Source organism: Streptomonospora wellingtoniae (assembly GCF_031845375.1).
Taxonomy (GTDB): domain Bacteria; phylum Actinomycetota; class Actinomycetes; order Streptosporangiales; family Streptosporangiaceae; genus Streptomonospora; species Streptomonospora wellingtoniae.
Map to the genome: position 1 here is coordinate 40,412 of NZ_JAVREK010000024.1, position 26,474 is coordinate 66,885.

Genomic DNA, 26,474 nt, shown 5'->3' on the forward strand with positions numbered 1-26,474 from the left:
TCACGATGGAGATCTTCGAACGCCTCGAATCCGAAGTCCGCAGCTACTGCCGTAGCTGGCCGGTCGTCTTCAACGAGGCGCGGGGCAGCTACGTCTACGACGAGTCGGGGCGACCCTACCTCGACTTCTTCGCGGGTGCCGGTTCCCTCAACTACGGGCACAACAACCCGGAGCTGAAATCCAAACTCATCGACTATCTGATGAGCGACGCGATCGTGCACAGCCTCGACGCGTACTCGACCGCCAAACGCGACTTCCTGGAGACCTTCGGCGAGACGATCCTCGAACCGCGCGGGCTCGACTACAAGGTGCAGTTCCCCGGCCCCGCCGGAAACAACGCCGTCGAAGCGGCGCTCAAGCTGGCCCGCAAGTACACCGGCCGCGAGACCGTCATCAGCTTCACCAACGGCTTCCACGGCATGACCCTGGGTGCGCTCGCGGTCACCGGCAACTCGATGAAGCGCGGCGGCGCCGGCGTCCCGCTGAGCCACTCGGCCACCATGCCCTTCGACAAGTACATGGACGGCCAGACGCCGGACTTCCTTTGGTTCCGCAGCATGCTGGAGGACAGCGGCAGCGGACTCGACGCGCCCGCCGCGGTGATCGTCGAGACGGTGCAGGGCGAGGGCGGCATCAACGTCGCCAGCGCCGAGTGGCTGCGCGGCCTCCAGGAGGTCTGCCACGAGTACGACATGCTGTTCATCGTCGACGACATCCAGATGGGCTGCGGCCGCACCGGCCCGTTCTTCAGCTTCGAGCACGCCGGCGTGAAGCCCGACATCGTCACGCTGTCCAAGTCCATCAGCGGCTACGGCCTGCCGATGGCGCTCACGCTGTTCAAGCGCGAGCTGGACGTGTGGGAGCCCGGTGAGCACAACGGCACCTTCCGCGGGCCCAACCCCGGGTTCGTCACCGGAACCGCCGCCATGCGCACCTACTGGAGCGACGACTCCCTGCAGAAGGCCACCGAGGCCAAGGGCCGGCTCATCGACCGCCGCCTGCGCGCCCTCGCCGAGGAGCTGGGCCCCGACGAGGCCCACACGCGCGGCCGCGGGATGGCCCGCGGCCTGGTGCTGGAGCGCCCGGGCGCGGCCAATGTCCTCAGCAGCGAGGCCTTCGAGCGCGGCCTGCTGCTGGAGACCTCCGGTCCCGAGGACGAGGTCGCCAAGCTGCTGCCGGCGCTGACCACCACCGAAGAGGAGCTGGAGCAGGGCCTGGAGATCATCGCCGAGGCGGCCCGCGCCGCGATGAAGGCCCCCCAGCTCGCCTGACCAGCGGTGGTATCAGGGGCGCGGCGGCCCCACAATTGGTTGTGAAGGCACAGCGGGGTCCCGGACGGCCCGTCCGGGACCCCGCACTTCGGCCAACACGAGCAAGCAAGAGGAGCATGCACCGTGATCGTGCGCAGCATGAGCGACGTCGACGGAACCGACGCCGACATCAAGACCGAGACCTGGCGCAGCCGCCGGATCGTCCTGGCCAAGGACAAGGTCGGGTTTTCGTTCCACGAGACCGTCCTCTACGCGGGCACCGAGACCAGCATGTGGTACGCCAACCACATCGAGCTGGTCCACTGCATCGAGGGCGAGGCCGAGGTCACCAACGACGAGACCGGTGAGACGCACCTCATCACACCGGGCACGCTGTACCTCCTCAACGGCCACGAGCACCACACGGTTCGCCCCAAGACCGACTTCCGGGTGCTGTGCGTGTTCAACCCGCCGGTCACCGGCCGCGAGGTCCACGACGAGAACGGTGTGTACCCCCTGCTGACCGAGGAGACCCCCTCCCCGTAGCCGCAGACCCGGCCGGCGCGCGTCCCCCGCACCCGGCCTCCGGGGCCGGTACGCGCGCCGCACCGGCCCCGGCTTCGTCGGCCCGGCCGCGCGAGCGGCGGCCCGGACGGCGGGCGCTCGGACCGCGAGCGCCCGCGGCACGTCGCAAAGGAGCCAGACGAGCACGACAGCGAAGGTGACGCGGCCACCGAACGCCGCGCAGCCAGGAAAGGAGCGAATCCCTCCGGGGTATGGCCATGAGTGCGTTGACGTCGAAAATCGAGCAGCCGACCATGGACGACTACCCGACCCGCAAGGAGCAGACTCCGGCGCTGCTCTACCGCAAGGACCCCGCCGTCTACGGCGACGCGGCGAGCGGCCCGATCGACACCGAGACGCTGGCCTCCTATGACGCGAAGGGCTACCTGCAGATCGAGTCCCTGATCACCCGGGACGAGCTGGAGGCCTATCGCGCCGAGCTGGCACGGATCGGCTCCGACGACGAGCTGAAGAAGGATGAGCGCGTCGTCGTCGACCAGGCCTCCGACGAGGTTCGGTCCGTCTTCGAGGTGCACAGGATCAGTCCGGTCTTCGCCGAACTGGCGCGCGACCCGCGGCTCGTCGACCGCGCGCGCCAGATCCTGGGCTCCGACGTCTACATCCACCAGAGCCGTCTGAACCACGAGCCCGGGTTCTCGGGCACCGGCGCCTTCTGGAACTCCGACTTCGAGACCTGGCACGCCGAGGACGGCATGCCCCGGATGCGGGCAGTGGGCTTCTCCGTCGCGCTCGACGACGCCCACGGGCACAACGGCTCGCCGATGGTCATGCCGGGGTCGCACCGGACCTTCGTCTCCTGCGTCGGCGAGACCCCCGGGGATCACTACCGGGAGCCGCCCAAGCAGCAGGAGATCGGCACGCCCGACCAGAACAGCCTGTCGATCCTGGCCGAACAGCACGGCATCGACGTGCTGACCGGACCGGCGGGCGGGGCCCACATCCTCGACGCCAACTGCATGCACGGCTCCAGCGGCAACATCACGCCGTTCCCGCGCTCAAACGTGTTCGTCGTCTACAACAGCGTCGAGAACGCGTGCGAGGCGCCGTTCGCCGCCTCCGAGCCGCGGCCGCGTTACCTGGGCTCCCGCGACTTCACCCCGGTGGAATAGCGGGGCCGGCCGAAGCGGGCGGGGCGCGGCCTCCGTGGCCCGATCGTTACGGGGCCGGACCCGGCCACGCGCAGCGATAACCAGTGCATAACGTGCTATTCCGACGCTGTTAGCCCTGCTCGATCATGGGCACGGAAGACGCAGGCGCCGGTTGGTGCCGGGCGCCCCGCGTGACCGGGGGTACTGAGACGGAGCCGCCCCCCTGACCCGGTCGGGATCCGTCTCTGGGCCACGCATGTCCGTACCACCGCACGGCGCTCTCTCCCCGCACGGGAGGGAGCGCCGCGCTGTTCGCCTACCCCTTAGTTTCGCGACGAGGAGAGAAGCTATGAGCAACAGCAGTCCCCTGGGGCCCCTCGGCCGCCGCGACCTGCTCCGCGCCGGCGGCGTCACCGCCGCAGCGCTGGCGGCGGGGCCGGGGCTTGCCGCGTGCTCACGCACCGAGCCCGCCGAGGGTCAGACCCTGCTGGAGAGCTTGCGCGAGAAGGGCACCATCAAGGCGGCGATCAACAACGAGCCCCCCTTCGGCTACAAGGACGACAACGGCCAGGTCACCGGCGAGGCGCCGGAGCTGCTGCGGGCCATCGCCAAGGAGATGGGCATCGACAAGATCGAAGCGGAGACGGTCAGCTGGGACGGGCTGATCCCCGGCTTGAAGGCGGGCCGCTACGACGTCGTCGCCGCCGGCATGTACATCACGCCGGAGCGCTGCGCGGAGGTCGCCTTCGCGGAGCCCGACTACAAGGTCCTCGAAGCGTTCATGGTGCCCAAGGGCAACCCCAAGAAGCTTGAGACCTACCAGTCGATCGCCGAGAAGCCCGACGTCACGGTCGCGGTGCTCAACGCCTCGGTGGAGCAGAACTACGCCGAGGGAGCGGGGGTCAAGAAGAACCAGATGACCCTGGGCGACAACGCCGTGCAGATGCTCGACCTGCTGGAGAACGGCCGCGTGGACGCCGTGGGGCTGAGCACGTTCTCGCTGAACTACCAGATGGAGCAGCGCGGCATGCAGGACGGCTACGAGGTCACCGAGGGATTCACCCCGGTGGTCGACGGCGAGGAGGTCAAGCCCGCGGGCGGGTTCGCCTTCCGCAAGGAGAACAAGGAGTTCCTCGCGGAGTTCAACAAGGTCCTGGCCGACTTCAAGGAGAGCGGCCGGCTGACCGAGATCGGCAAGGAGTTCGGGTTCGACGAGGCCGCCCACCCCGGCGACCTCACCACCGAAGAGCTGTGCGCGGAGTAGGGCCGCCCCGTGGAACTCTTCTTCAACAGGTTCCCGCTTTTCCTTGACGGGGCCCTCACGACTCTGCTGATCACCGTCCTGGGCTCGCTGCTGGCGTTCGTCCTGGCGATGGTGGTCGGCATCCTGGGCACGACGCGCAATGCGGCGGCGCGCGCCGTCGCCACCGCCTACACCGAGGCGTTTCGCGGTGTGGCGGCGCTGGTGCTGCTCTTCTGGTTCGCCTACGCGATCCCGCAGATCACGGCCTACGAACTGTCCCCGATGTTCGCCGGAATCCTGGCGCTGGGGCTGAACGTGGGCGCCTACGGGGCCGAAGTCGTCCGGGCGGCGATCAACGCGGTGCCCAGAGCCCAGACCGAGGCGACGATCGCGCTGAACATGTCGTGGCCTCGGCGGATGTGGCTGGTGCTGCTGCCGCAGGCGTGGGCCCAGATGCTGCCCACCTTCGGCAACCTGGTCATCGAGCTGATGAAGGCCTCGGCGATCGTGTCGCTGATCAACGTCGTCGACCTCACCCACGTCGCCGACGAGCTGCGGCAGACCACCGGTGAGACCATTCCGGCCTTCGTCAGCGCCCTCGTCATGTACTTCATCATCGCCCAGGTGCTGATCTTCGGAATGCGGATGCTGGAGCGCCAGGCCAACCGGCGGTTGGGCCGGGCGCCGGCCGGCGGCGGTCTGCTTTCCCTGATCCGCCCGCCGACACCCGGAACGAAAGTGGGGGCGGCCAAGTGAACTGGGACACCGAGTTCGCGATCGGCATCATCCCGCAGCTGCTGCAAGGGCTGGTCGTGACCATCCAGGCGACGGTCATCGGCTACGTCGTGGCGCTGATCCTGGGCCTGCTCGTGGCCGTCCTGCGCAGGGTCGACTACGTCGGCCCGGTGGTCTTCGCGGTCTTCGAGTTCATCCGGACCACGCCGCTGCTGGTGCAGCTGCTGTTCGTGTTCGCGCTGGCACCGCCGAGTATCACCCCGCTGACCATCGGCATCACGGTGATGGGCGTGCACTACGCGGCCTACACCGCCGAGGTCTACCGTTCGGGGATCGAGGGCGTGGCCAAGGGCCAATGGGAAGCCTGCCGGGCGCTGAGCCTGCCGCCGATCCGGGTGTGGGGCGCCGTAGTGCTGCCGCAGGCCATCCGCAAGGTCATCCCGGCCCTGGGCAACTACCTCATCTCCATGTTCAAGGACACGCCCTACCTGTTCGCCATCACCGTGCCCGAGATGATGTTCGTGGCCAAGGCGATCGGCACCGAGTCCTTCCGCAGCATGGAGGCCTACACACTGGCGGGACTGTTCTTCCTGGCCGTGAGCATCCCCTCCGCGGTCATCATCCGACGTCTGGAGCGCCGATATGCAGCAGTCTGAGAGTACGGAGACCGCCGGCGTGCAGTCCGCGCAGGAGGCACCCGAGGCACCCGAGGCACCCGGCAAGGAGATCATCCGGTTCGACAAGGTGGTCAAGCAGTACGGCAGCAATGTCGTGCTCAACGAGCTGGACTTCCGCGTCGAGCCGGGGGAGCGGGTCACGCTCATCGGCCCCAGCGGGTCGGGCAAGACGACGATCCTGCGCCTGCTCATGACGCTGGAGCACATCAACGGCGGCGTCATCTGGGTCAACGGCCGGCCGCTGTCGCACATGGAGCGCGGCGGCAGGCTGGTGAAGGCCAACGAGGGCTACCTGCGCCGCGCACGCCAGAGCATCGGGATGGTCTTCCAGCAGTTCAACCTGTTCCCGAACATGAGCGTGCGCAAGAACATCACCGAAGGCCCCGTGCACAGCCTCGGCGTCGACAAGGCCGAGGCCAACCACCGGGCCGAGGAGCTGCTGGACCTGGTGGGGCTGAGCGACAAGATCGACGCCCACCCCACGCAGCTCTCCGGCGGCCAGCAGCAGCGCGTGGCGATCGCCCGCGCTCTGGCCATGCGGCCGCAGATCCTGCTGCTGGACGAGGTCACCTCGGCGCTTGACCCCGAGCTCGTCGCCGGCGTGCTGGACGTGCTGCGCAACATCGCGCAGACCACCGACATCACCATGCTGTGCGTGACCCACGAGATGAGTTTCGCGCGCGACGTCTCGCACCGGGTGCTGATGTTCGACCAGGGCCAGGTCGCAGAAGAGGGCCCGCCCGACCAGATCTTCGGCGACCCCCAGGAGGACCGCACCAAGCAGTTCCTCAAGGCCGTGCTCGAACACGGCTGACCCTGCCCGACCCGGCGCGGCTCCCTGCACCCCCTCCCTGCAGGGAGCCGTGCCGCGGCGGTTCCGCGGCGCCCCCTGCGCCTCGCGGCTGCTCTGCGCTGCCTTTCCCCCGCCCTCCCGCCGGCGTTCGACTCCTCCTCGCGCGCCGCCGCGTCAGCGCTTCCGCGGCTGCCGTACCGCGACTTTCCTCAGCGGAAAGTAAAAAAACGGAGAGTAACGACATACCGTTGCCATTGCGTCACCTTTCCCTCCATAGAGGAGAGACTGAAGGCCTGAACTGGGGGGAGGCCGGTGGCGAAGGCATTCGGACGGTTGCTGAGGTGGCTCGCCGCGGCGGGGGTGGCGGCCCTGGCTGCCGTGTCCGTCGCCGTCTGGCCCACGCCGCTGCACGGCGGCGCAGTCGGGGCGGCCACGCACGGTGCGCTACTGGCCCCGATGGTGACCGGCATCGCGGTCGCCGCGCTGCTCGCCGACGGGACCCAGCGCAGGAGGCTCGACAAGCGGGTGCGGGCGTCCCTGGAAGGGCATTCGATGCCCTACGAGCTGACCTGGCTCTTCCTGTTGCTCGCCGTCTTCCTCGTGGCCACCCTCGGGGTCTCCTATTTCGCCGAGATCTTCTTACCGGGCGTGAGCTGGGAGGTGATGATGCCTCCCGTGCGCATCCTGTTCCTGTTCGTGCTCCCGCTGATCGTGGTGGACCTCGGCGGGTTCACGATCACCGGTTACAGCACGGTGATGCCTTCGGTGGCGATGCGGGTGACCGAGGGCTGGCGGTGGATGGGGCTCGTCCCCGGCGCCGTGGTGGTGGCCCTGTCCGTATTCGCGACATCGCGGTTCGTCGAGTCCCCGGTGCCCGGTCCGGTGGTCGCGGCCGCGGCCGTGCTGGCGATCGTGGCCGCAGTGTCGGTACCCGAGGAGATCTTCTTCCGCGCTCTGGTGCAGACGCGCCTGGAATGCGTGGTCGGCCGCTGGCCCGGAATCCTGCTGTCGGTCGCGCTGTTTACGACCGTCAGCGTGTTCCTGTCGGAGTACGGCGACTTCTCGTCCGAGTCCGAGCTGGTCGACTTCAACGTCGGGCACGCCGCGGTGTTCTACACGGTCGTCGGGCTGCTGATGAGCTACATCTGGGCGTCGTACCGCAATATCTGGCTGAACATCCTGTTGCGCAGCGCCATCGTGCTGCTCCGGGTCCTGCCGGCGCTGCAGCTCATGTAGCGACCGCGCGCGGCGTAGTACCGGGTGGCCGGATCCGGCCCCGGACAGGCGGTTGCGCGCTGGGACAATGGCCGGGAGACCCCGTTACGGCAGGAGGACGATGAACCCGCCGGCCCACCCCCGCATCCTCACCGACGACCTGCTGCTGCTCGCCTACCGGCCCGACACGGGGCGCCCCATGGTCGACGCCAACCGGCTGCAGTGCGGTCTGGCCGGCGCCCTGATCGCCGAGACCGTGCTGGCCGGGACGGCCTCGCTCGACGACGGCGGGCACCTGCGCGCGTCCGGCCGCCACCGCACCGGCGACCCCGATGTCGACGGCGCCGTCGAGCAGATCGCCTCCCAGCCCAAGGCGCGGAAGGCCAAGTGGTGGGTGCAGCGAATGAACAAGGGCGCGCTGCGCAAGCGGCTCCTGGGCCGCGCCGTGTCCGTGGGCGCCCTGGCGCACGAGCAGGGCCGCGCCCTGGGGATCTTCCCGACCGACGACTACCGCCCGGCCCGGCCGGGAAGCCGCGAGGAGGCCGTCGAACGGCTCCGCTCGGTGCTGACGGGCCGCAGCAGGCCGGACCCCCGCTCGGCGGCACTGGTCGCGCTGGTCGGCGCTGTCAGGCTGGACGCCAAGCTGTTCCCCGACATCCCGGGCGGCGACCGGCGCCGCCGCATCAAGGCGGCCATGGCGGGCGACGACATCGGGCGCGCGGTGCGCGACGTGATCCAGTCGATCGAGGGCGCCGTCGTCGCCGCGGTCGCCGCCGGCGGGGCGGCCGCCGGAGGGGGAAGCTGACGCGCGGGCGCCGTTGCGTCCCGCGTCGCCCCATGTGACGGAGATTTCCACTTACGTCCTCATATCGGCGTTCGCGACGTCCTGAGCGGGAACAATCCCGAGATCGGTACGGGCGCGGGCAGCGGCCTGCCGGTCCGCGTCACCGCGCGGACACCGGGTGGCCGACCCGCATTCAGCGGAATGGGGGAACCTGCCGGCGTGAGTGCTGAACCGGTTGCTACGGGACAAAGCGGCGATCTTCCCGCTGATCGCTTCCTCGACCGCGAGGAGGGCTGGCTGCGGTTCAACCAGCGGGTCCTGGAACTGGCCGAGGACGCGCAGATCCCACTGCTGGAGCGCACCCGCTTCCTGGCGATCTTCTCCGGCAACCTGGACGAGTTCTTCATGGTCCGCGTCGCCGGGCTCAAGCGGCGCCTGGCAACCGGCGTGGCCGTCACCTCCGCCACCCGCCACCACCCCGGCGAAGTGCTTCAGCGCGTCTCCGACGCTTCCCGCGAGCTGATGCAGCGCCAGGCGCGGTGCCTGCACGATTCGGTGGCGCCCGCGCTGGCCGACACCGGCATCCGCATCGTGCGCTGGGACGAGCTCGGCGCCGACGAGCGGACGCGAATGCAGACCCTCTTCCACAGCTCTGTGTACCCCCTGCTCACCCCCTTCGCCGTCGACCCCGCGCACCCCTTCCCCTACATCTCCGGCCGTTCGCTCAACCTCGCGGTCACCGTCCGCGACCCCCGGACCGGGCGGACGATGTTCGCCCGCGTCAAGATGCCCTCGGCGCTGCCGCGCTTCATCGACCTCGGCGGCGACCGGTTCGTGCCCACCGAGGACGTCGTCGCGGGCCATCTGCCCGTGCTGTTCGAAGGTATGGAGGTGATGGAGCACCACGCCTTCCGCGTGACCCGCAACGCCGACCTGGAGGTCGACGAGGACGAGGCCGACGACCTCGTGCAGGCCCTGGAGAACGAGCTGCGGCGGCGCCGCTTCGGCCCGCTCGTGCGTCTGGAGGTCGAGCGGACCATCTCCGAGGACGTCCTGGACATCCTGCGCCGCGAGCTGGGTGCCGAGGAGCGCGAGGTCTACCGGGTGCCGGGACCGCTCGACCTCGCCGGGCTGGATCAGATCGCCGACCTCCCGCGCCCGGAGCTGCGGTTCCCCCCGGTGGCGCCGGCCGAGCCCCCCGCCCTGGCCCAGGACGGCTTCTTCGACGCCGTCCGCAGCGGCGAGCTTCTGATCCACCACCCCTACGAGTCCTTCACCACCACGACCGAGCGGTTCCTCGCCTTGGCCGCCGCCGACCCCGAAGTGGTCGCGGTGAAGCAGACCCTCTACCGCACCAGCGGAGACTCCCCGATCGTGGAGTCCCTCATCGAGGCCGCCCGCGCCGGCAAGGAGGTCGTGGTCCTCGTCGAGATCAAGGCGCGGTTCGACGAACAGAACAACATCCGCTGGGCGCGCAAGCTCGAAGAGGCGGGCTGCCACGTCGTCTACGGCGTCGTCGGCCTGAAGACCCACTGCAAGCTCGCCCTGGTCGTGCGCCGCGACGACGACGGCGTATTGCGCCGGTACTGCCACGTCGGCACCGGCAACTACAACCCCGGCACCGCCCGCGTCTACGAGGACTTCGGGCTCCTCAGCGCCGAACCCCAGGTCGGCGAGGACCTCAGCGACCTCTTCAACCACCTCACCGGCTTCTCCCGCAAGTCCGAGTACCGCCGGCTGATGGTGGCGCCCACCGGACTGCGCGAGGGACTGCTGCGCAGCATCCGCCGTGAGATGGCCGGCCACGCGCACGGCGCACCCGCCCGCATCCGGATCAAGGTCAACTCCCTGGTCGACGAGGAGATCGTCGACGCCCTCTACGAGGCCTCGCGGGCGGGCGTGCCCGTCGACCTGTGGGTGCGCGGCAGCTGCGTCCTGCGGCCCGGCCTGGAGGGGGTATCCGAGACGATCCGGGTGCGCAGTATCCTCGGACGATTCCTGGAACACTCCAGGATCTTCGTCTTCGAGAACGGAGGGCAACCGCAGGTGTGGATCGGCAGCGCCGACCTCATGCCGCGCAACCTGGACCGGCGGGTCGAGGCGCTGATCAGGATCGAGGATCCCGCCCAGCGCGCCCGCCTGGTGGAGCTGATGGACCTGGCCATGGCCGACGGCACCGCCTCGTGGCGGATGGCGTCCGACGGCACCTGGGACCGGGCCACCCGCGACGGCGCGGGCGAGCGGCTCCTGGAACCGCAGAGTGCGCTGCGCAGCGACCGCCGCCTGCGGTCCGTAGCAGATGGCTGACCACCCGGACGACCCGATCACCACGACCAGCGCCTTCCCCCCGCGCGACACGGCCCCCGGCGGCTACCTGGAGCCCATCCGCGCCGCCGGAACCGTGCTGTGGCGCGGCGAAACGCCCGAGGAGCGCGAGGTCGCGCTCGTGCACCGGCCCGACCGCGCCGACTGGAGCCTGCCCAAGGGAAAGCTCAAGAGCAGCGAGCACCTCTTCAGCGCCGCCGTGCGCGAGGGCTTGGAGGAGACGGGGGTGCGCCCGGTACTGGGGCGGCGCCTGCCGCCGCAGCGCTACCTCAAGGACGGCTGGCCCAAGCAGGTCGAATGGTGGGCCGCGACACCCGCGCCGGACACCGGCGCCGGCGCCCCGACCTCCGGCTTCCAGCCCAACGACGAGATCGACGCGCTGGAGTGGCTGCCCCTGGAGGCGGCCCGGCGCCGCGTCACCTACGGCCACGACATCCAGGTGCTGGACAACTTCGCCAGCGGCCCCGCCGAGACGTTCCCGCTGGTCGTACTCAGGCACGGATCGGCGGGCAGCAAGGGCGGCTGGAACGGCGACGACCTGCTGCGCCCGCTGGACCCCTCCGGCCGCGCCGACGCCGACGAGCTCGTCCGCGTCCTGTCCGCGCTGGGCACCCCGCGAGTCGTCACCTCGCATGCGGTGCGCTGCGCCGAGACCGTGATGCCCTACGCGGCGGCCCACGGCACCGGGATCCGCACCGAGCGCGCCTTCACCCTGCAGACCGCGGGCGACGAGACGTTCGCCGACGCCGCGGCCGCGGACGCGGCCTTCGCGGCCCTGATCGACGACGGGCTGCCCACCGTGGTGTGCACGCACGGCGAGGTGGTCGCGGCCCTGCTGCGCGCCGCCCTCGCCCGGCTCGGCGCCCCCGCGCCCCAGCAGCTCTCGCTGCGCAAGGGCACCCTCTGGGTGCTGCACGTGTCCCGCGCGGACCGCTGCCTGGCCGCGATGGAGCGCCACGCCGCCCGCGGCTGAGAGACCGCGGGGCAACCGGGCGGCCGCGCGGATCAACGGTGTTCGAGCGCGCGCCGCAGGAGGCGGGAGCCGCAGCACAGCCCGGATTCTGGGCTCCGCCCGAAGCTGAGAGGATTCGGCCATGGCCAAACACCAGGTATCGCGCAGTGTGGTGATCGACGCCTCGGCGGAGCGGATCTTCCGCATCATCAGCGACCCCCGACGCCACCACGAGTTCGACGGCTCGGGCACCGTCCAGCGGGCCCGGTGCGACGCGGGGCCGCTGGGCCCCGGTTCGCGCTTCGGCATGGAGATGCGCATGGGCCTGCGGTACCGCACCGCCAACCGCGTCGTGGAATACGAGGAGAACCGGCTGATCGCGTGGCGCCACGCCGGCACGCACATCTGGCGCTGGCGCCTGGAGCCCCTGGACGACGGCACCACCCGGGTCACCGAGACCTTCGACTACACCCGGATGTCCGCCGCCTACATCCTCATCGGCTACCCGGCCCGCAACGCCCGCGGCATCGAGCAGACGCTGCCGCGCCTCAAGCGCTTGGCCGAGGAGCCCACGCCGGACGACGGCGCGGTCGGGAGCGCGGAGTAGGCGGCCGCATCCGCGGTGCGGCGGACCGCGGTCCCGCTGCGCGCCGCGGGGCGCGCGGGACGGGAGCGCGGCGGCGCCGACGCGGGCGTGCCAGACTTGGGCCATGCCATCCTCGTTCGCTGAAGCCCGCGTCGACCTGGGCGCCATCAGTGAGAACACCGCCGCCCTCGCGCGGCGCGCGCCCGGCGCCGGGGTCATGGGCGTGGTCAAGGCCGACGGCTACGGCCACGGCATGCTGCCCGCCGCCCGCGCCATGCTGGCCGGCGGCGCCGAGTGGCTGGGCACCGCCTTCATCGAGGAGGCCCTGGAACTGCGCGGCGCGGGAATCTCCTGCCCCGTCGTGGCCTGGATCCTGCCGCCGCACGCGCCGCTTTCCGCCGCCGTCGCCGCCGACATCGACCTGGGCGTCAGCACGCCCGGCCTGGTCGCCGGCATCCGTACCGCCGCCGCCGAGACCGGCCGCAGGGCGCGCGTGCACCTCAAGGCCGACACGGGACTCAACCGCGGCGGCCTCACCGCCGACCAGTGGCCCGAGACCGTCGCCGCGGCCGCACGCGCCGAAGCCGACGGGCTCATCCGCGTCAGCGGCGTGTTCTCCCACTTCGCCTGCGCCGACGAGCCGGGCCATCCCTCCATCGCAGCGCAGACCTCCGCCTTCCACGAGGCGCTGGAGATCGCCGGCAAGGCCGGACTGGAGCCCGAGGTGCGCCACCTGGCCAACTCCGCGGCCACCCTCACCCTGCCCGAGACGCACTTCGACCTGGTCCGCCCCGGCATCGCGAGCTACGGGCTGAGCCCCATCCCGGGCCTCGCCGGCACCGGCCTGCGCCCCGCCATGACCCTGCGCGCCGCGGTTGCCCTGGTCAAGCGGGTGCCCGCCGGCAGCGGGGTCTCCTATGGGCACCGCTACACCACCGAGCGCGCGGCCAGTCTGGCGCTGGTACCGCTCGGCTACGGCGACGGCGTGCCCCGGGCCGCCACCAACGTCGGGCCGGTACAGGTGGGCGGCCGGCGCCGCACGGTCTCGGGAACCGTGTGCATGGACCAGTTCATGGTCGACATCGGCGACGACACCCTCGGAACCGACGCCGAGGCCGTACTCTTCGGACCGGGCGGCGACGGCGAGCCCACCGCGCAGGACTGGGCCGACGTGCTGGGGACCATCCCCTACGAGATCGTCACCCGGATCTCCCCGCGCGTTCCGCGCGTCTATGATGCGCGCTGACAGAACTCCGCCGATCTTGTAGCTATCGTGAATGCAAGCGATTTCCATTTGCGATAGCTACAAGATCAACGGTGAAATCCGTCCTACAGTCGCTGAGACCTGCGGCCGACGGCGTCCGACCCGCTCGCCCGGGCCGCCTACCCTGGGTATGTGGACGCCACCACCGCATCCCACCGAGACGACGCTGCGAGCCCATGACCGAAACCACCCGCGCCGAATCCGCGGCCGCACCGAACACGGCGTTCGTGACGGCTGAGACCGACGCCGCCATGCGCGCGCTCGGCCGCCGCCTCGCCGCACAGCTGCACGCCGGCGACCTGCTGATCCTCAGCGGTCCCCTGGGTGCCGGAAAGACCACTCTGACGCAGGGGATCGGCGAAGGGCTGGGCGCACGCGGTCCCATCACCTCGCCGACCTTCGTCATCGCGCGCGTGCACCCGTCGCTGACCGGCGGGCCCGCACTCGTGCACGCCGACGCCTACCGCCTCGGCGGCGTCGACGAGCTCGACGACCTCGACCTCGACACCGGGCTCGACGAATCCGTGACCGCCGTCGAATGGGGCGAGGGCATCGCCGAGCGCCTGACCGACGACCGACTGGAGATCACCATCTCCCGCCGCCCAGACGACACCCGCGGTGTGACGCTGACCGGGGTCGGCTCGCGCTGGGCCCATGTCGCCCTGGATGCGGAATAGGCTGGATCACCGTGCTCCTCCTGGCTTTCGACACTGCGACTCCGGCCATCACCAGCGCCGTCTGCGAAGCGGGTGACGACGGGGTGCGCGTGCGCGCCGCCGCCTCCACCGTGGACGCCCGCCACCACGGCGAGCTGCTCAGCCCTCAGATCGACGACGTGCTGGCGCAGGCGGGCGCCGCCTTCGGCGACCTCACACACATCGCCGTGGGAATCGGTCCCGGCCCCTACACCGGCCTGCGCGTGGGCCTGGCCACCGCGCACGCCCTGGCCGAGGCTCTGGGCATCGGCTGCCACGGCGTCGCCACGCTGGACGCGGTCGCGTTCGCGTCCGGGCGCGAGAAGCCCTTCGTCGCCGCCACCGATGCCCGCCGCAAGGAGGTGTTCTGGGCGCGCTACGCCGACGCGCGGACCCGCACCGGCGAGATCGCCGTGGACGTCCCGGCCGCCGTGGACACCGGCGGGCTGCCGGTGATCGGCCACGGTGCCCGGCTCTACGCCGACGTGTTCGGCCCCCAGGCGGCTGAGTCCGCACCGGACTACCCGACCGCTGCGGCCCTCGGCGAGGTCGCGCTGCGCCGGCTGGCCGCGGGCGAGGAGCTCGCCGAACCGCGCCCGCTCTACCTGCGGCGCCCGGACGCCGCCGAGCCGGGCGCGCCGAAGAAGGTGCGCCAGTGGCAGGCGTGAACGCCGGATACCGCATCCGGCCGATGACCGAGTTCGACGTTCCGGCCGTGATGGACCTGGAGCGCGCCGTGTTCCCCGACGACGCCTGGACCGAGGGCATGGTCCGCTCGGAGCTGGCCGAGCCCAGCCGCCACTACTTCGTCGCCTGCCGCAGCGATCACCGGGGCGACGGCGGCGAGGGCGAGGGCCCGGTCGTGGCGTACGCGGGCCTGCGCGCGGTGCCGCCGCAGGGCGACGTGCAGACCATCGCGGTCGACCGCCGGTGGTGGGGCCGCGGGATCGGCCGCGCGCTCCTGACCGAGCTGCTCGGCCACGCCTACAGCCGCGGGGTCGACGAGGTGTTCCTGGAAGTCCGCTCGGACAACCCTCGCGCCCAGGAGCTCTACCGCAGGTTCGGCTTCACCGAGATCGGGGTGCGGCGCCGCTACTACCGGGAGGGCGTGGACGCCCTCGTGATGCGCTGCCAGGAGCCCGCCGCGGCGATCGCGGGCACGCACGGCGGCGAGCAGGGCGAGGCCCTGGAGTTCGGCGATGCCGCCGATGGGGACGACGGGTCCGGCGAAGAGGAGAAGGCGTGATGAGTGCGGGGGACCTGCCCCTGGTCATGGGGATCGAGACGTCCTGCGACGAGACCGGGGTCGGCCTGGTGCGCGGCTGCGAGCTGCTCAGCGACGAGGTCGCGTCCAGCGTCGACCAGCACGCCCGCTTCGGAGGCGTCGTGCCCGAGGTCGCCAGCCGTGCGCACCTGGAGGCCATGACCCCGACCGTGCACCGTGCCCTCGACAGGGCGGGGGTCTCCCTCGCCGACGTGGACGCGGTCTCGGTCACCGCCGGCCCGGGACTGGCCGGCGCGCTGCTGGTGGGGGTCTCGGCGGCCAAGGCCTACGCCATGGCCCTGGGCAAGCCCCTCTACGGCGTCAACCACCTCGTCGGCCACGTCGCCGTGGACCAACTGGAGCACGGGCCGCTGCCCAAGCCCGCCATCGCGCTGCTGGTATCGGGCGGGCACACCTCGCTGCTGCTGGTGCGCCACCTGGCCACCGACGTGCAGCAGCTCGGCGACACCGTCGACGACGCGGCGGGGGAGGCCTACGACAAGGTCGCCCGGCTGCTCGGCCTGCCCTACCCGGGCGGCCCGCCGATCGACAGGGCCGCGCGCGAGGGAAGCGCCCGGGCGATCCGCTTTCCGCGCGGCAAGTGGGGCGACGGCACCCACGACTTCTCCTTCTCGGGGCTGAAGACCGCGGTCGCCCGCTGGGTCGAGGACGGGGTCCGCGAGGGGCGCGACCTCCCGGTGGCCGACATCGCGGCCGCGTTCCAGGAGTCGGTGGTCGACGTGCTCACGCGCAAGGCCGTCGACGCCTGCCTGGAGCACGGTGTGGAGCACCTGGTGATCAGCGGCGGAGTGGCGGCCAACTCCCGCCTGCGCTCGCTCGCCGAGGAGCGCTGCGCCGACGCAGGCATCACCCTGCGCGTGCCCCGGCCCCGCCTGTGCACCGACAACGGCGCCATGATCGCCGCGCTCGGCGCGGAGCTCGTGGCCGCCGACCTCCCGCCGTCCTCCTTGCACCTGGCCACCGACACGTCCCTCCCGGTGGACCGACCCTTGGCGGCGTAGCCGGCAGCGCCCCCGACGACGGCGAAGGGGCGGGGGAGCGCCCGACCGGCGCTCGCCCCGCCCCTTTCCTCGCTGCGGCGGCGGTTACTCGTCCTCGTCGTCCTCGTCGCGGCGGCGCTTCTTCTTGCCGTCGCGGCCGGGGCGCAGTAGAGCCTCGGCGAGGGCGAGCATGGTCTCCTCCAGCGCGGCCAGGCGCTTGGTGATGTCATCGTGCGAGGTCTCGACGGCCTCGGTGATGGCCTCGTCGAACTCGTGGCGGTCGGGGCGGGCCTGGACCTCGCGCAGCAGCGGGTCGAAGCCTTCCTTGAGCCGGCCTTCGAGGCCGTCCAGCTTCTCGGTGGGGTCGACCGCCGGGCGCTCCAACAGCTCGGTCAGGCGGCGGTGCACCTCGCTGAACTCCAGGGTGGCCGGGAGCTGGGCGAGGCGCTGGTTGAGCGCCTCCATGCGGTCGTCGACTGCCTCCAGGCGGCCGTCCACACCGTCGATCTTGCCGTTGACGCCCTCGAACTGGCCCTCGACGCCGTTGACCCGCCCTTCGATCCCGTCGAGCCGACCGCCGACCCCGTCGATCTTGCCCTCGACGCCCTCGAAGCTGCCGTCGAAGTGCCCCTCGAAGGTGTCGAACCGGTCGGTGAGGCGGCCCAGCCCGCGCTCGAACTGGCTGTTGATCGCCTCCAGGTGGCGGTCCACCCGCTCGGCCAGCTCGTTTCGGGCCTGCTCCAATCCGGAGTCGACGGCCGCGCGCTGCTCCTCGACCGCGCCGGTGAGCGTGCTGTGGCGCTCGTCGCCCTGCTGCCGCAGCGCTTCGACACGCGCCTCCAGGGCTTCGCGCAGCTCGGCGACGCGGGCTTCGACGGACTCGCGCAGCTCGCCGGTGCGCTCCTGGACCGAACCGCGCAGCTGCGCCAGTTCGGCGGTGGTGGCGGCCAAGTCCTCCTCGGCCTTGGCGCGCAGGTTCTGGGCGGTCTCGTCCAGCTTGCCCGCCAGCTCGCCGCGGTTCCGGTCCTCGCGCTCGCGCAGCTCCGCCCGGTGCAGCTCCAGTTGCTCGTGCAGCTCGGCGAGCCGGTCGCGGACGTGGGCGCGGATCTCGCCCAGGCGCTCCTCGGTGGACTCGGCGAGCTTGACGACGGCGCTGTTGGCGTCGGCCACGGCCGCCGTGGACTCGGCGTGGTTCTCCTCGGCCTGGTTGCTCAGCCGGGCGACGCCCTCGCTGAGCTGCGAGGTGACCTCGGTGTGGAGCTCGGCGGCCTGGCCGTCCAGGCGCTCGATGCCCTCGCGCAGCGTGGTGTGGCGCGCCTCGGCGGAGCTGTCGAGGCGCTCGACGCCCTCGGAGACAGCGCCGCTGACGGCGTCGCGGCTCTGCTCGGTGGCGCCGCGCAGGGACTCGGTAGCGGAGTCGAGTTTGTCGCCGAGCCGCGTGTGCTGCTCGCGCAGGGCGGCCTCAAGGGTGTCGTGGCTCTCGCCGATGGAGGTCACCAGGCTCTCGCGACCCTCGGACACGGCCTGCTCGATGGACGCGCGACCCTGCTCGACGGCGGCGGCCAGGGTCTCGCGACCGCTGTCGATCGCGGCGGTGACGCTCTCGTGCCGCTCGGCGGCGGTGTCCATGGCAGTGTCGTGCTGGGCCTGCAGGCGCTCCGAGAGCACGGAGAGGGACTCGCGCAGCTCCGCGGAGCCGGCGGCCAGGCCCTCGACGGCCTCGTCGATCCGGCCGAACCGCTCCTCGGTTCCTGCGGCCAGCTTCTCCACCCGCTCGGTGAGCGCGTCGATCCGCCCGGAGGCCTGCTCGCCGTTCTCAGCGAGCTCCTGCAGGCGCGACAGCGTGGTGTCGAGGTGGCCGGTGATGGTGCGGATATCCGTACGCAGCGCGGACATCTCGGCCAGTGGCTTGACGCGTTCTCCGACCAGCGCGATGTGCTCGGCGAGGGTCTCGGCCCACTCCGGCGGGCGCGACGAGAGCTCGTCGACCCGCGCCTGGACGCCGGCGACCGACTCCGCGAGCGTCGCGAACTCGCGTTCGCGGAACTCGCGCAGCAGCCACTCCATGCCTTCCAGGCGCTGGCGCATCTCCTCGTTGACCGCGCCCTGCGACTTCTGCTCGGACATCTGGTCCTGAGCGGCTCGTGAGAGGAGGTCCCGCATGCGGTCGGAGATCCCGGTCTGACCTCCCCCGTTGAGGAAGTTGTGGTTGGTCTGTTCCACCGAGGTGCTCCTTAAGATCTGGCGCCCCCACCCGTGTCGGCTGTGGATGGGCGGTGTCCTCCTGGTCGCCGGCGCGGCGCCGGTGGGCGGGCGTCGCCGCTGTCACGGTCGGCGGTGCGGTGACCACGCGCGGTGACGCCCGGGTGTCATGGGGAGGGAGTCGGCCGATCGGCCGCCGCCGACCATCCCGGTGCGTCGCCGGTCGAATCCAGGACAAAGAGAAGGGATTCAGCGGGCACCAGTTTAACGACATGTGCCTCGTTCACCGTGGTCAACTGACAATAATGAGGGGAATGACGGGAGATCGATGCACACCGATCTGTTGCGTCACGCTAGTACTGATCGGCGCTTCAGTCACCCTTGTGGCGAGAGCTCCGCGATGTCCGCTCGGTGAACGGTGTCTACGGTGAAGCTGTGACCTCGGAACACACCAGGCACAAGGGCCGGTCTCCAATGCGGGTCAGCACCACGACGGCGGATCCGGGGCCGCTCGGCTTGAGGTCGCGGAGTAGTTTGTCGACGTCTACGGCCGATCCGCGTTTCTTAATCGTTACCGTTCCCGCGCCCCTTTCCCGCAGTTCGGTCCGCAGGCGTTTGAGTGAGAACGGCATCGTCCGGTGCACCTCGAACGCGCGGCAGAGGGGTGTGGCGACCAGGCGGTCGGACGTGACGTAGGCGATGTCGGGGTCCAGCAGCGCGCCGCCCACCAGAGCGGCGGCCTCGGCGACGAGGTGGGCGCGCACCACGGCGTTGTCGGGCTCGTAGAGGTAGCGCCCCGGCGGGCCGACGGGCGCGGGTGCGGCGCCGGGGTCCGCGGTCAGGGCCGCGGGCGCCGAGCCGTCGCCGCGCAGCAGCGTGGCGCGCCGCGACCAGTCCTCGCCGAGGCCCTGCCACAGCGCGGTCTCCTTGAGCTCGCCGTCCACCGAGATCCACTCGGCCGCGGCCCCCTCGGGGATGCGCTCGTGCGGGATGCCGGGGGCGGCCTTCACACAGGAGGCCGGCGCGCGCGCGGCGAGGTCCAGGACGCGGTCCCAGGGCGGGGAGTAGGCGTCGGGGTCGAACACCCGGCCGCGGGCCGTCCGGCGGGCAGGGTCGCAGAAAACGGCGTCGCGGCCGGCGGGGTCGACCGCGGCGGCGTCACCCTCGCGCACGCGCATCCGTCCGGGCGGTGCCAGCGCCTCGGCGTTGGCGGCGGCGACGGCGGCGGTCAGCGGGTCGGCCTCCACCGCCTCCACCTGCAGGCCCGCCTCGGCCATGGCGACCGCGTCGGCGCCGATGCCGCAGCCCAGGTCGGCCACCCGCGCTCCGGTCCCCAGAGCCCCCGCCAGCCGGCGGGCGCGGTACTCGGCGGCCACCCGCCGGGTGGCCTGCTCCAGGCCGGGCTCGGTGAAGTACATGCGTCCGGCCCGCTCGCCGAACTTGCGCCGCGCCCGATCGCGGAGCCGCGCCTGGGTCAGCGCTGCGCCGGCGAGGTCGGCCGGCGAGACGTCGCAGGGCCCGCCCGACCCCTCCGCCACGGACAGCGCCTCCTCAGCCTCCCTGCGCAGGGCGGTGGCCGCCCTCAGCGGGTCCGCGGGCGCCGCGGAGGCAGCCGCGAGCACGCGGCCCCCCGCCGGTGTGAAAAGGCTCGCGAACGCCTTGGCCGCGTCGGGTGCGGTTTGCCCGCTGGACACCACGTTTGTTCACCGTTCCCCTGAGGTGTTCCCTTGTGACCAGTTGTTTGACGCGCCCTATGGGCCCGGCTAATGTTCCATACTGGCACTCTCAAAGGTAGAGTGCTAATCGCGACGAGGTTGGTCTGGCACCCGCGACGGCAGGCCGCCGTGGTCGCCCCTTTGCCAAGCATGCCGTTTCGTATCCTCGAACCCGAAGGGGGAGGTCACAACCGTGTCGACCGCCACCAAGACCGTGCTCAAGCCGCTTGAGGACCGCGTCGTCGTCAAGACCCTCGAAGCCGAGCAGACCACTGCCTCCGGCCTGGTCATCCCGGACACCGCCAAGGAGAAGCCCCAGGAGGGCGAGGTCCTCGCGGTCGGCCCCGGCCGCTGGGACGACGAGGGCGAGAACCGCATCCCGCTCGACGTCAAGGTCGGCGACGTCGTTCTGTACAGCAAGTACGGCGGCACCGAGGTCAAGTACGACAACGAGGAGTACCTCGTCCTCTCCGCCCGCGACCTGCTCGCGGTCGTCGAGAAGTAAACCCTCGTCAGTCGACGAACCTTCCCGCCCCGGCCGGCACGCTGCCGGGCGGGGCGGTTTTTCCTTAGCCGCCGCAGGTGTACGGATAGAGGAAGCTCACCATGCCCAAGATCCTGGAATTCGAGGACGACGCCCGGCGCGCCCTCGAACGCGGTGTCGACCGCCTCGCGGACTCCGTGAAGGTGACGCTCGGCCCGCGCGGCCGCAACGTCGTCATCGACAAGAAGTTCGGCGCGCCCACCATCACGAACGACGGCGTCACCGTCGCGCGTGAGATCGAGCTGGAGGACCCCTACGAGAACCTCGGGGCCCAGCTGGTCAAGGAGGTCGCGACCAAGACCAACGACGCGGCCGGCGACGGTACCACCACCGCCACCGTCCTCGCCCAGGCGCTGGTCCACCAGGGCCTGCGCAGCGTCGCAGCCGGCGCCTCGCCGATGTCGCTCAAGAAGGGCATCGACGCCGCCGCGCAGAAGGTCTCCGACCTGCTGGGCGAGCGCGCCCGCGAGGTCGGCGAGCGCGAGGACATCGCCTACGTCGCCACCAACTCGGCCCAGGACGCCCAGATCGGCGACATGATCGCCGAGGCCTTCGACAAGGTCGGCAAGGACGGCGTCATCACCGTCGAGGAGGCCCCCACCATGGGCCTCGACCTCGACTTCACCGAGGGCATGCAGTTCGACAAGGGCTACGTCTCGCCCTACTTCGTCACCGACCAGGAGCGCCAGGAGGTGGTCCTGGAGGATGCCCTCATCCTGATCAACCAGGGCAAGATCTCCAGCCTCAACGACCTGCTCCCGCTGCTGGAGAAGGTCGTCCAGAGCAAGAAGCCGCTGCTGATCATCGCCGAGGACATCGAAGGCGACGCGCTGGGCGCGCTGGTCCTCAACAAGATCCGCGGCGCCCTCGACGTCGCTGCGGTCAAGGCTCCCGGCTTCGGCGAGCGCCGCAAGGCGATGCTGCAGGACATCGCGACCCTGACCGGCGGCCAGGTCATCGCCGAAGAGGTCGGCCTGACCCTGGAGAACGCCGACGTCGACGTGCTGGGCGGCGCCCGCCGCGTGACCGTCACCAAGGACGACACCACCATCGTCGACGGCAAGGGCGAGCAGAGCGAGGTCGACGACCGGGTCGGCCAGATCCGCAAGGAGATCGAGAACAGCGACTCCGACTGGGACCGCGAGAAGCTGCAGGAGCGCCTGGCCAAGCTGGCCGGCGGCGTGTCCGTGCTTCGCGTCGGCGCGGCCACCGAGGTCGAGCTCAAGGAGAAGAAGCACCGCCTGGAGGACGCGATCTCGGCCACCCGCGCCGCGATCGAGGAGGGCATCGTCGCCGGTGGCGGCGCCTCCCTGGTGCACGCCGCCGCGCAGCTGGACGACCTCGGCCTGACCGGCGACGAGGCCACCGGCGTGAAGATCGTGCGCGACTCCCTTGTGGAGCCGGCCCGCTGGATCGCCGAGAACGGCGGCGCCGAGGGCTACGTCGTGACCTACCGCATCTCCGAGCTGCCGGTCGGCCAGGGCTACAACGCCTCCACCGGCGCCTACGGCGACCTCATGGCGGCCGGCATCATCGACCCGGTCAAGGTCACCCGCTCCGCGGTGCAGAACGCCGCCTCCATCGCCGGCATGCTGCTGACGACCGAGGCGCTCGTCGTCGAGAAGCCCGAGGAGGAGGAGTCCGAGGGCGGCCACGGGCACGGCCACGGCCACTGAGGCCGGCCGACACCGACACCCCGACGACGCTTTGACGACGTCACCGACCGCGGGGGACCGCCCCTGCGGGCGGGCTCCCCGCGGCCCGACCCCGCGTCCGCACACCTGCGGGCGCGGGGTCGTCCTTTACCATCGAGGCGCGGATTTCGGCACGGGACTCGCGTCACTTATCGGGTATTTCCACCAAATGTGATCATTCTGTAGCCGAACTCGGTGACGTGTAAACCGGCACAGCGGGGCATGATGCGTTACGTGGCGGATCTACGCGCAGCGGGGGGCGCGCTCGCGAGCCGAGCCGAGGCCCTGCGCAGAGCGAACGAGACGGAACTGAACTACCTGACCTCGCTGGCCGTCCAAGGCGACGACGGCGCGGTGGACTCCCTTATCCGCGAAATCCGGCCCATGGTGCTGCGCTACTGCCGCGCCAAGCTCTCGCGTGTCTCGGGCTACGTCCACCACTCCGACGACGTCGCCCAGGAAGTCTGCATCGCTCTGCTCGCGGCGCTGCCGCGCTATGAGGACAAAGGGCGCCCCTTCGCGGCGTTCGTCTTCAAGATCGCCTCGAACAAGGTCGCCGATGCGCTGCGCCGCTCCACTCGGGCCGACGTGCCCACCGACACCGTGCCCGACTGTCCTGACGACGGCCCCGGACCCGAGGAGTCGGCCGTGCGCACCGCCGAGGCCGAACGTGCACGCGCGCTCCTCGACGAGCTGCCCGAGCAGCAGCGCCGCCTGCTGCTGATGCGCGTCATCGCCGAGCTCTCCGCCGACGAGACAGGGCACGCGCTGGGCATGTCCCCCGGAGCCGTGCGGGTGGCCCAGCACCGCGCCCTCGCCCGGCTGCGCAAGGTCGCCATCGCCAACCGGCTGATCTGAGCCGCGCCGGCCCCCCGCCGGCCCCGCGCCGCCCGCCCCGTTCGTGCGGTGCTGTGAGGATCGCCACCGGACCCCGTGGCCGCGACCGTTCCGCTCCGCGCCCCCTCCCGGCGGTTCTAGGATGAAACGACACGCGCGAGTGGTTGGGAAGAGATATGACGCAGCTGTTCACGGGGGACGGCGGCAAAGTTCTGCCGCCGGGGCTGACCTACGACGACGTCCTGCTGGTCCCGTCCTACTCGGACATGCAGCCCGGCGAGGCCGATACCGCCAGTAGGCTCTCGCGCAACATCGGACTGCGCATCCCGCTGCTGTCCGCGGCGATGGACACGGTCACCGAGGCCCGCACCGCCGTGGCCATGGCCCGCCAGGGCGGCGCCGGGGTGCTGCACCGCAACCTCTCGGTCGAGGCCCAGGCGGGCCAGGTCGACCTGGTCAAGCGGTCCGAGGCCGGCATGGTCACCGACCCGGTCACCTGCAAGCCCGACGACACCCTGGCCGACGTCGAGGCGCTCAGCGCCCACTACCGCATCTCCGGCGCCCCGGTCACCGACGACGACGGCCGTCTGCTGGGCATCGTCACCAACCGCGACATGCGCTTCGAGTTGAACCGCCAGCGCTCGGTGCGCGAGGTCATGACACCGATGCCGCTGGTCACCGCGCCGGTGGGGGTGAGCCGCGACGACGCCTTCCGGCTGCTGCGCGAGAACAAGGTCGAAAAGCTGCCGCTGGTCGACCCCCAGGGCCGGCTGCGCGGACTGATCACCGTCAAGGACTTCATCAAGAGCGAGCAGTTCCCCGACGCCACCAAGGACGCCGACGGGCGCCTGGTGGTGGGTGCCGCGGTCGGCGTCGGCGCCGAGTCCGAGGTGCGCGCGCGTGCGCTGGTCGAGGCGGGCGCCGACTTCGTCGTCGTCGACACCGCACACGGGCACTCCTCCGGCGTCGCCGAGATGATCGCCAAACTCAAGGCGAACTCCTCCGCCGACGTCGTCGCCGGCAACATCGCCACGCGAGCCGGAGCCCAGGCGCTGGTCGACGCGGGCGCCGACGCGGTCAAGGTGGGCGTGGGCCCCGGCTCCATCTGCACCACGCGCGTGGTCGCGGGGGTCGGCGCGCCGCAGGTCACCGCCGTGATGGAGGCCGCCAAGGCCGCCGGTCCCGCCCAGGTGCCGATCATCGCCGACGGCGGGCTGCAGTTCTCCGGCGACATAGCCAAGGCGATCGTCGCCGGCGCGAGCACGGTGATGCTGGGCAGCCTGCTGGCCGGGGTCGAGGAGAGCCCCGGCGAGCTCGTCTTCATCAACGGAAAGCAGTTCAAGACCTACCGCGGTATGGGCTCGCTGGGCGCGATGCGGGGGCGCTCCTACTCCAAGGACCGCTACTCCCAGGCCGACGTCGCCACCGAGGAGAAGCTCATCCCCGAGGGCGTCGAGGGGCAGGTGCCCTACCGCGGCCCGCTGGAGGCGGTGGCCCACCAGCTCATCGGCGGCCTGCGGCAGTCGATGTGGTACGCGGGTGCGCGCACCGTAGGCGACCTGCGTGAGTACGGGCAGCTCATGCAGATCACGTCGGCCGGACTGCAGGAGAGCCACCCCCACGACGTGCAGATGACCGTGGAGGCCCCCAACTACCAGGGGCGCCGCTGACGCAAGGCATGCGTCCGCGCCCCTCCCCGGCGGGCGCGGCGGTCGCGAAAAGCGCGGAAACCCGGCCGCGGACGGGCCGCCGGGCCGCGGCGCGGGCGCCGCGCCGCGCGGCGGTAAACTCGGCGCGGCAGTACCCGCCGGCCGTCTTCGCCGGTGAAGCACGCGAGAGGGGACCGAAGCGTTGGCTCAGCTGGAGATCGGGCTCGGCAAGAACGCGCGCCGTTCCTACGAACTCGACGAGATCGGGATCGTGCCGGCGCGCCGCACCCGCGACCCCGAGGAAGTGTCGATCACCTGGCAGATCGACGCCTACCGCTTCGAGACGCCGCTGATGGGCAGCCCGATGGACAGCATCGCCTCGCCCGAGACGGTGATCGCCATGGGCCGCCAGGGCGCGGTGGGCGTGCTCGACCTCGAAGGGCTGTGGACGCGCTACGAGTCCCCGGAGTCGCTGCTGGCGGAGATCCGCGAGCTCGACGACGAGGCCGCCACGCGGCGGCTGCAGGAGATCTACGCCGAGCCGATCAAGGAGGAGCTGATCGGACGGCGCATCGAGGAGATCCGCCAGGCCGGCGTGGTCACGGCCGCGCGCCTGTCTCCCCAGCGCACCGCGCAGTACCACAAGGCGGTCATCGACGCCGGGATCGATCTGTTCGTCATCCGCGGCACCACGGTCTCGGCCGAGCACGTCTCGGGCCGCGCCGAGCCGCTCAACCTCAAGCAGTTCATCTACGACCTCGACGTGCCGGTGATCGTGGGCGGCTGCGCCACCTACACCGCCGCGCTGCACCTGATGCGCACCGGTGCCGCGGGCGTGCTCGTGGGCTTCGGCGGCGGGTCGGGGCACACCACCCGGTCCGTGCTGGGCGTGGCGGTGCCGATGGCCAGCGCCATCGGCGACGTCGCCGCGGCCCGCCGCGACTACCTCGACGAGTCGGGCGGCCGCTACGTGCACGTGATCGCCGACGGCGGCATGTCCCTCAGCGGCGACATCGCCAAGGCGCTGGCCTGCGGATCCGACGCCGTCATGATCGGCTCGCCGCTGGCGCGCGCGGCCGAGGCCCCGGGCGGCGGCTACCACTGGGGCAGTGAGGCCCACCACGGCGAGCTTCCGCGGGGCGAGCGGCTGCACGTGGGCACGATCGGCTCTCTGGAGTCGATCCTGCACGGCCCCGCCTCCACCAGCGACGGCGCGATGAACCTCACGGGTGCGCTGCGCCGCACCATGGCCACCTCGGGCTACAGCGACCTCAAGGAGTTCCAGCGGGTCGAGGTCGTGGTCAACCCCCACCGCTGAGCGCCGCGCCCGGTCCGAGCACGCCCGCGCGGACCGGGTGGCCCGCCTAATCGCGGAT

At 71.3% G+C, this 26,474-nt stretch carries 24 protein-coding genes; 22 read left to right on the plus strand and 2 right to left on the minus strand.

What is annotated here, in order from left to right; translation table 11 throughout:
- Positions 1–5 precede the first annotated feature (5 nt).
- The 17 genes from ectB to tsaD all read left to right on the plus strand — a co-directional run bounded on the left by ectB (position 6) and on the right by tsaD (position 16,478).
- A complete protein-coding gene (ectB, locus tag RM446_RS19785) occupies positions 6–1,271 on the plus strand; it encodes a diaminobutyrate--2-oxoglutarate transaminase (protein WP_311546862.1) in 1,266 nt (421 codons plus the stop codon).
- 123 nt (positions 1,272–1,394) lie between these two features.
- Entirely contained in the window at positions 1,395–1,796 is a 402-nt protein-coding gene (locus RM446_RS19790) for an ectoine synthase (protein WP_311546863.1), read from the plus strand.
- Positions 1,797–2,032: 236 nt separating this feature from the next.
- Positions 2,033–2,944: an ectoine hydroxylase gene (gene thpD / locus RM446_RS19795; RefSeq protein WP_398695538.1), complete on the plus strand. Its 912-nt coding sequence runs from the start codon at positions 2,033–2,035 to the stop codon at positions 2,942–2,944.
- Between the two features lie 328 nt (positions 2,945–3,272).
- Entirely contained in the window at positions 3,273–4,187 is a 915-nt protein-coding gene (gene ehuB / locus RM446_RS19800) for an ectoine/hydroxyectoine ABC transporter substrate-binding protein EhuB (RefSeq protein ID WP_311546864.1), read from the plus strand.
- A 9-nt stretch (positions 4,188–4,196) separates the two neighbouring features.
- Positions 4,197–4,922 (plus strand): ectoine/hydroxyectoine ABC transporter permease subunit EhuC, encoded by a 726-nt coding sequence (ehuC, locus tag RM446_RS19805; RefSeq protein ID WP_311546865.1) that lies wholly within the window; start codon positions 4,197–4,199, stop codon positions 4,920–4,922.
- Entirely contained in the window at positions 4,919–5,557 is a 639-nt protein-coding gene (gene ehuD / locus RM446_RS19810; RefSeq protein WP_311546866.1) for an ectoine/hydroxyectoine ABC transporter permease subunit EhuD, read from the plus strand. Before ehuC ends, ehuD begins: the two co-directional genes overlap by 4 nt.
- Positions 5,544–6,392: an ectoine/hydroxyectoine ABC transporter ATP-binding protein EhuA gene (ehuA, locus tag RM446_RS19815; protein ID WP_311546867.1), complete on the plus strand. Its 849-nt coding sequence runs from the start codon at positions 5,544–5,546 to the stop codon at positions 6,390–6,392. Before ehuD ends, ehuA begins: the two co-directional genes overlap by 14 nt.
- 291 nt (positions 6,393–6,683) lie before the next feature.
- Complete coding sequence (locus RM446_RS19820) at positions 6,684–7,607, plus strand: CPBP family intramembrane glutamic endopeptidase (protein WP_311546868.1); 924 nt, start codon at positions 6,684–6,686, stop codon at positions 7,605–7,607.
- A 100-nt stretch (positions 7,608–7,707) separates the two neighbouring features.
- Positions 7,708–8,391 carry a GOLPH3/VPS74 family protein gene (locus RM446_RS19825; RefSeq protein WP_311546869.1) on the plus strand — a complete coding sequence of 228 codons (684 nt, stop codon included), beginning with the start codon at positions 7,708–7,710 and terminating at the stop codon, positions 8,389–8,391.
- A gap of 198 nt (positions 8,392–8,589) precedes the next feature.
- Positions 8,590–10,677 (plus strand): RNA degradosome polyphosphate kinase, encoded by a 2,088-nt coding sequence (locus RM446_RS19830; RefSeq protein ID WP_311546870.1) that lies wholly within the window; start codon positions 8,590–8,592, stop codon positions 10,675–10,677.
- Entirely contained in the window at positions 10,670–11,668 is a 999-nt protein-coding gene (locus RM446_RS19835) for an NUDIX hydrolase (protein WP_311546871.1), read from the plus strand. Before RM446_RS19830 ends, RM446_RS19835 begins: the two co-directional genes overlap by 8 nt.
- A gap of 121 nt (positions 11,669–11,789) precedes the next feature.
- Positions 11,790–12,254, plus strand: a complete 465-nt coding sequence (locus RM446_RS19840) for an SRPBCC family protein (RefSeq protein WP_311546872.1) — start codon at positions 11,790–11,792, stop codon at positions 12,252–12,254.
- A gap of 103 nt (positions 12,255–12,357) precedes the next feature.
- Entirely contained in the window at positions 12,358–13,479 is a 1,122-nt protein-coding gene (gene alr / locus RM446_RS19845) for an alanine racemase (RefSeq protein ID WP_311546873.1), read from the plus strand.
- Positions 13,480–13,673: 194 nt separating this feature from the next.
- Complete coding sequence (gene tsaE, locus RM446_RS19850) at positions 13,674–14,174, plus strand: tRNA (adenosine(37)-N6)-threonylcarbamoyltransferase complex ATPase subunit type 1 TsaE (protein ID WP_311546874.1); 501 nt, start codon at positions 13,674–13,676, stop codon at positions 14,172–14,174.
- An 11-nt stretch (positions 14,175–14,185) separates the two neighbouring features.
- Positions 14,186–14,860 (plus strand): tRNA (adenosine(37)-N6)-threonylcarbamoyltransferase complex dimerization subunit type 1 TsaB, encoded by a 675-nt coding sequence (gene tsaB / locus RM446_RS19855; RefSeq protein WP_311546875.1) that lies wholly within the window; start codon positions 14,186–14,188, stop codon positions 14,858–14,860.
- Positions 14,848–15,438 (plus strand): ribosomal protein S18-alanine N-acetyltransferase, encoded by a 591-nt coding sequence (gene rimI, locus RM446_RS19860; RefSeq protein WP_398695544.1) that lies wholly within the window; start codon positions 14,848–14,850, stop codon positions 15,436–15,438. Before tsaB ends, rimI begins: the two co-directional genes overlap by 13 nt.
- A complete protein-coding gene (gene tsaD, locus RM446_RS19865; protein WP_311546876.1) occupies positions 15,438–16,478 on the plus strand; it encodes a tRNA (adenosine(37)-N6)-threonylcarbamoyltransferase complex transferase subunit TsaD in 1,041 nt (346 codons plus the stop codon). The genes rimI and tsaD overlap by 1 nt, the downstream gene beginning before the upstream one ends.
- A gap of 84 nt (positions 16,479–16,562) precedes the next feature.
- On the opposite strand, the gene RM446_RS19870 is transcribed toward tsaD, so the two are convergent.
- Together RM446_RS19870 and RM446_RS19875 are read right to left on the minus strand one after the other, a co-directional pair.
- Positions 16,563–18,680 carry an apolipoprotein A-IV repeat region-like domain-containing protein gene (locus RM446_RS19870; RefSeq protein WP_311546877.1) on the minus strand — a complete coding sequence of 706 codons (2,118 nt, stop codon included), beginning with the start codon at positions 18,678–18,680 and terminating at the stop codon, positions 16,563–16,565.
- A 401-nt stretch (positions 18,681–19,081) separates the two neighbouring features.
- The gene (locus tag RM446_RS19875; protein WP_311546878.1) at positions 19,082–20,353 is read right to left on the minus strand and encodes a class I SAM-dependent methyltransferase; all 1,272 of its coding nucleotides are present in this window, start codon (positions 20,351–20,353) and stop codon (positions 19,082–19,084) included.
- A 214-nt stretch (positions 20,354–20,567) separates the two neighbouring features.
- On the opposite strand from RM446_RS19875, the gene groES reads away from it, so the two are divergent.
- From groES to RM446_RS19900, 5 genes are all read left to right on the plus strand, one after another.
- Entirely contained in the window at positions 20,568–20,879 is a 312-nt protein-coding gene (gene groES, locus RM446_RS19880; protein ID WP_186356718.1) for a co-chaperone GroES, read from the plus strand.
- 101 nt (positions 20,880–20,980) lie between these two features.
- Positions 20,981–22,594 (plus strand): chaperonin GroEL, encoded by a 1,614-nt coding sequence (groL, locus tag RM446_RS19885; protein ID WP_311546880.1) that lies wholly within the window; start codon positions 20,981–20,983, stop codon positions 22,592–22,594.
- A gap of 252 nt (positions 22,595–22,846) precedes the next feature.
- On the plus strand, positions 22,847–23,470 hold the full coding sequence (locus RM446_RS19890; RefSeq protein WP_311546881.1) for a sigma-70 family RNA polymerase sigma factor: 624 nt from the start codon (positions 22,847–22,849) through the stop codon (positions 23,468–23,470).
- Positions 23,471–23,625: 155 nt separating this feature from the next.
- Positions 23,626–25,119 (plus strand): IMP dehydrogenase, encoded by a 1,494-nt coding sequence (gene guaB, locus RM446_RS19895; RefSeq protein ID WP_311546882.1) that lies wholly within the window; start codon positions 23,626–23,628, stop codon positions 25,117–25,119.
- Positions 25,120–25,309: 190 nt separating this feature from the next.
- Positions 25,310–26,416 (plus strand): GuaB3 family IMP dehydrogenase-related protein, encoded by a 1,107-nt coding sequence (locus tag RM446_RS19900; protein WP_311546927.1) that lies wholly within the window; start codon positions 25,310–25,312, stop codon positions 26,414–26,416.
- The last annotated feature ends 58 nt before the right edge of the window (positions 26,417–26,474 follow it).

What these genes read in the sequence shown, in the direction of transcription:
- ectB (WP_311546862.1), top strand. Translation starts at nt 6, where the DNA reads ATGGAGATCTTCGAACGCCTCGAATCCGAAGTCCGCAGCTACTGCCGT.
- thpD (WP_398695538.1), top strand. Translation starts at nt 2,033, where the DNA reads ATGAGTGCGTTGACGTCGAAAATCGAGCAGCCGACCATGGACGACTAC.
- ehuB (WP_311546864.1), top strand. Translation starts at nt 3,273, where the DNA reads ATGAGCAACAGCAGTCCCCTGGGGCCCCTCGGCCGCCGCGACCTGCTC.
- ehuA (WP_311546867.1), top strand. Translation starts at nt 5,544, where the DNA reads ATGCAGCAGTCTGAGAGTACGGAGACCGCCGGCGTGCAGTCCGCGCAG.
- RM446_RS19825 (WP_311546869.1), top strand. Translation starts at nt 7,708, where the DNA reads ATGAACCCGCCGGCCCACCCCCGCATCCTCACCGACGACCTGCTGCTG.
- RM446_RS19835 (WP_311546871.1), top strand. Translation starts at nt 10,670, where the DNA reads ATGGCTGACCACCCGGACGACCCGATCACCACGACCAGCGCCTTCCCC.
- RM446_RS19840 (WP_311546872.1), top strand. Translation starts at nt 11,790, where the DNA reads ATGGCCAAACACCAGGTATCGCGCAGTGTGGTGATCGACGCCTCGGCG.
- alr (WP_311546873.1), top strand. Translation starts at nt 12,358, where the DNA reads ATGCCATCCTCGTTCGCTGAAGCCCGCGTCGACCTGGGCGCCATCAGT.
- tsaE (WP_311546874.1), top strand. Translation starts at nt 13,674, where the DNA reads ATGACCGAAACCACCCGCGCCGAATCCGCGGCCGCACCGAACACGGCG.
- tsaD (WP_311546876.1), top strand. Translation starts at nt 15,438, where the DNA reads ATGAGTGCGGGGGACCTGCCCCTGGTCATGGGGATCGAGACGTCCTGC.
- groL (WP_311546880.1), top strand. Translation starts at nt 20,981, where the DNA reads ATGCCCAAGATCCTGGAATTCGAGGACGACGCCCGGCGCGCCCTCGAA.
- guaB (WP_311546882.1), top strand. Translation starts at nt 23,626, where the DNA reads ATGACGCAGCTGTTCACGGGGGACGGCGGCAAAGTTCTGCCGCCGGGG.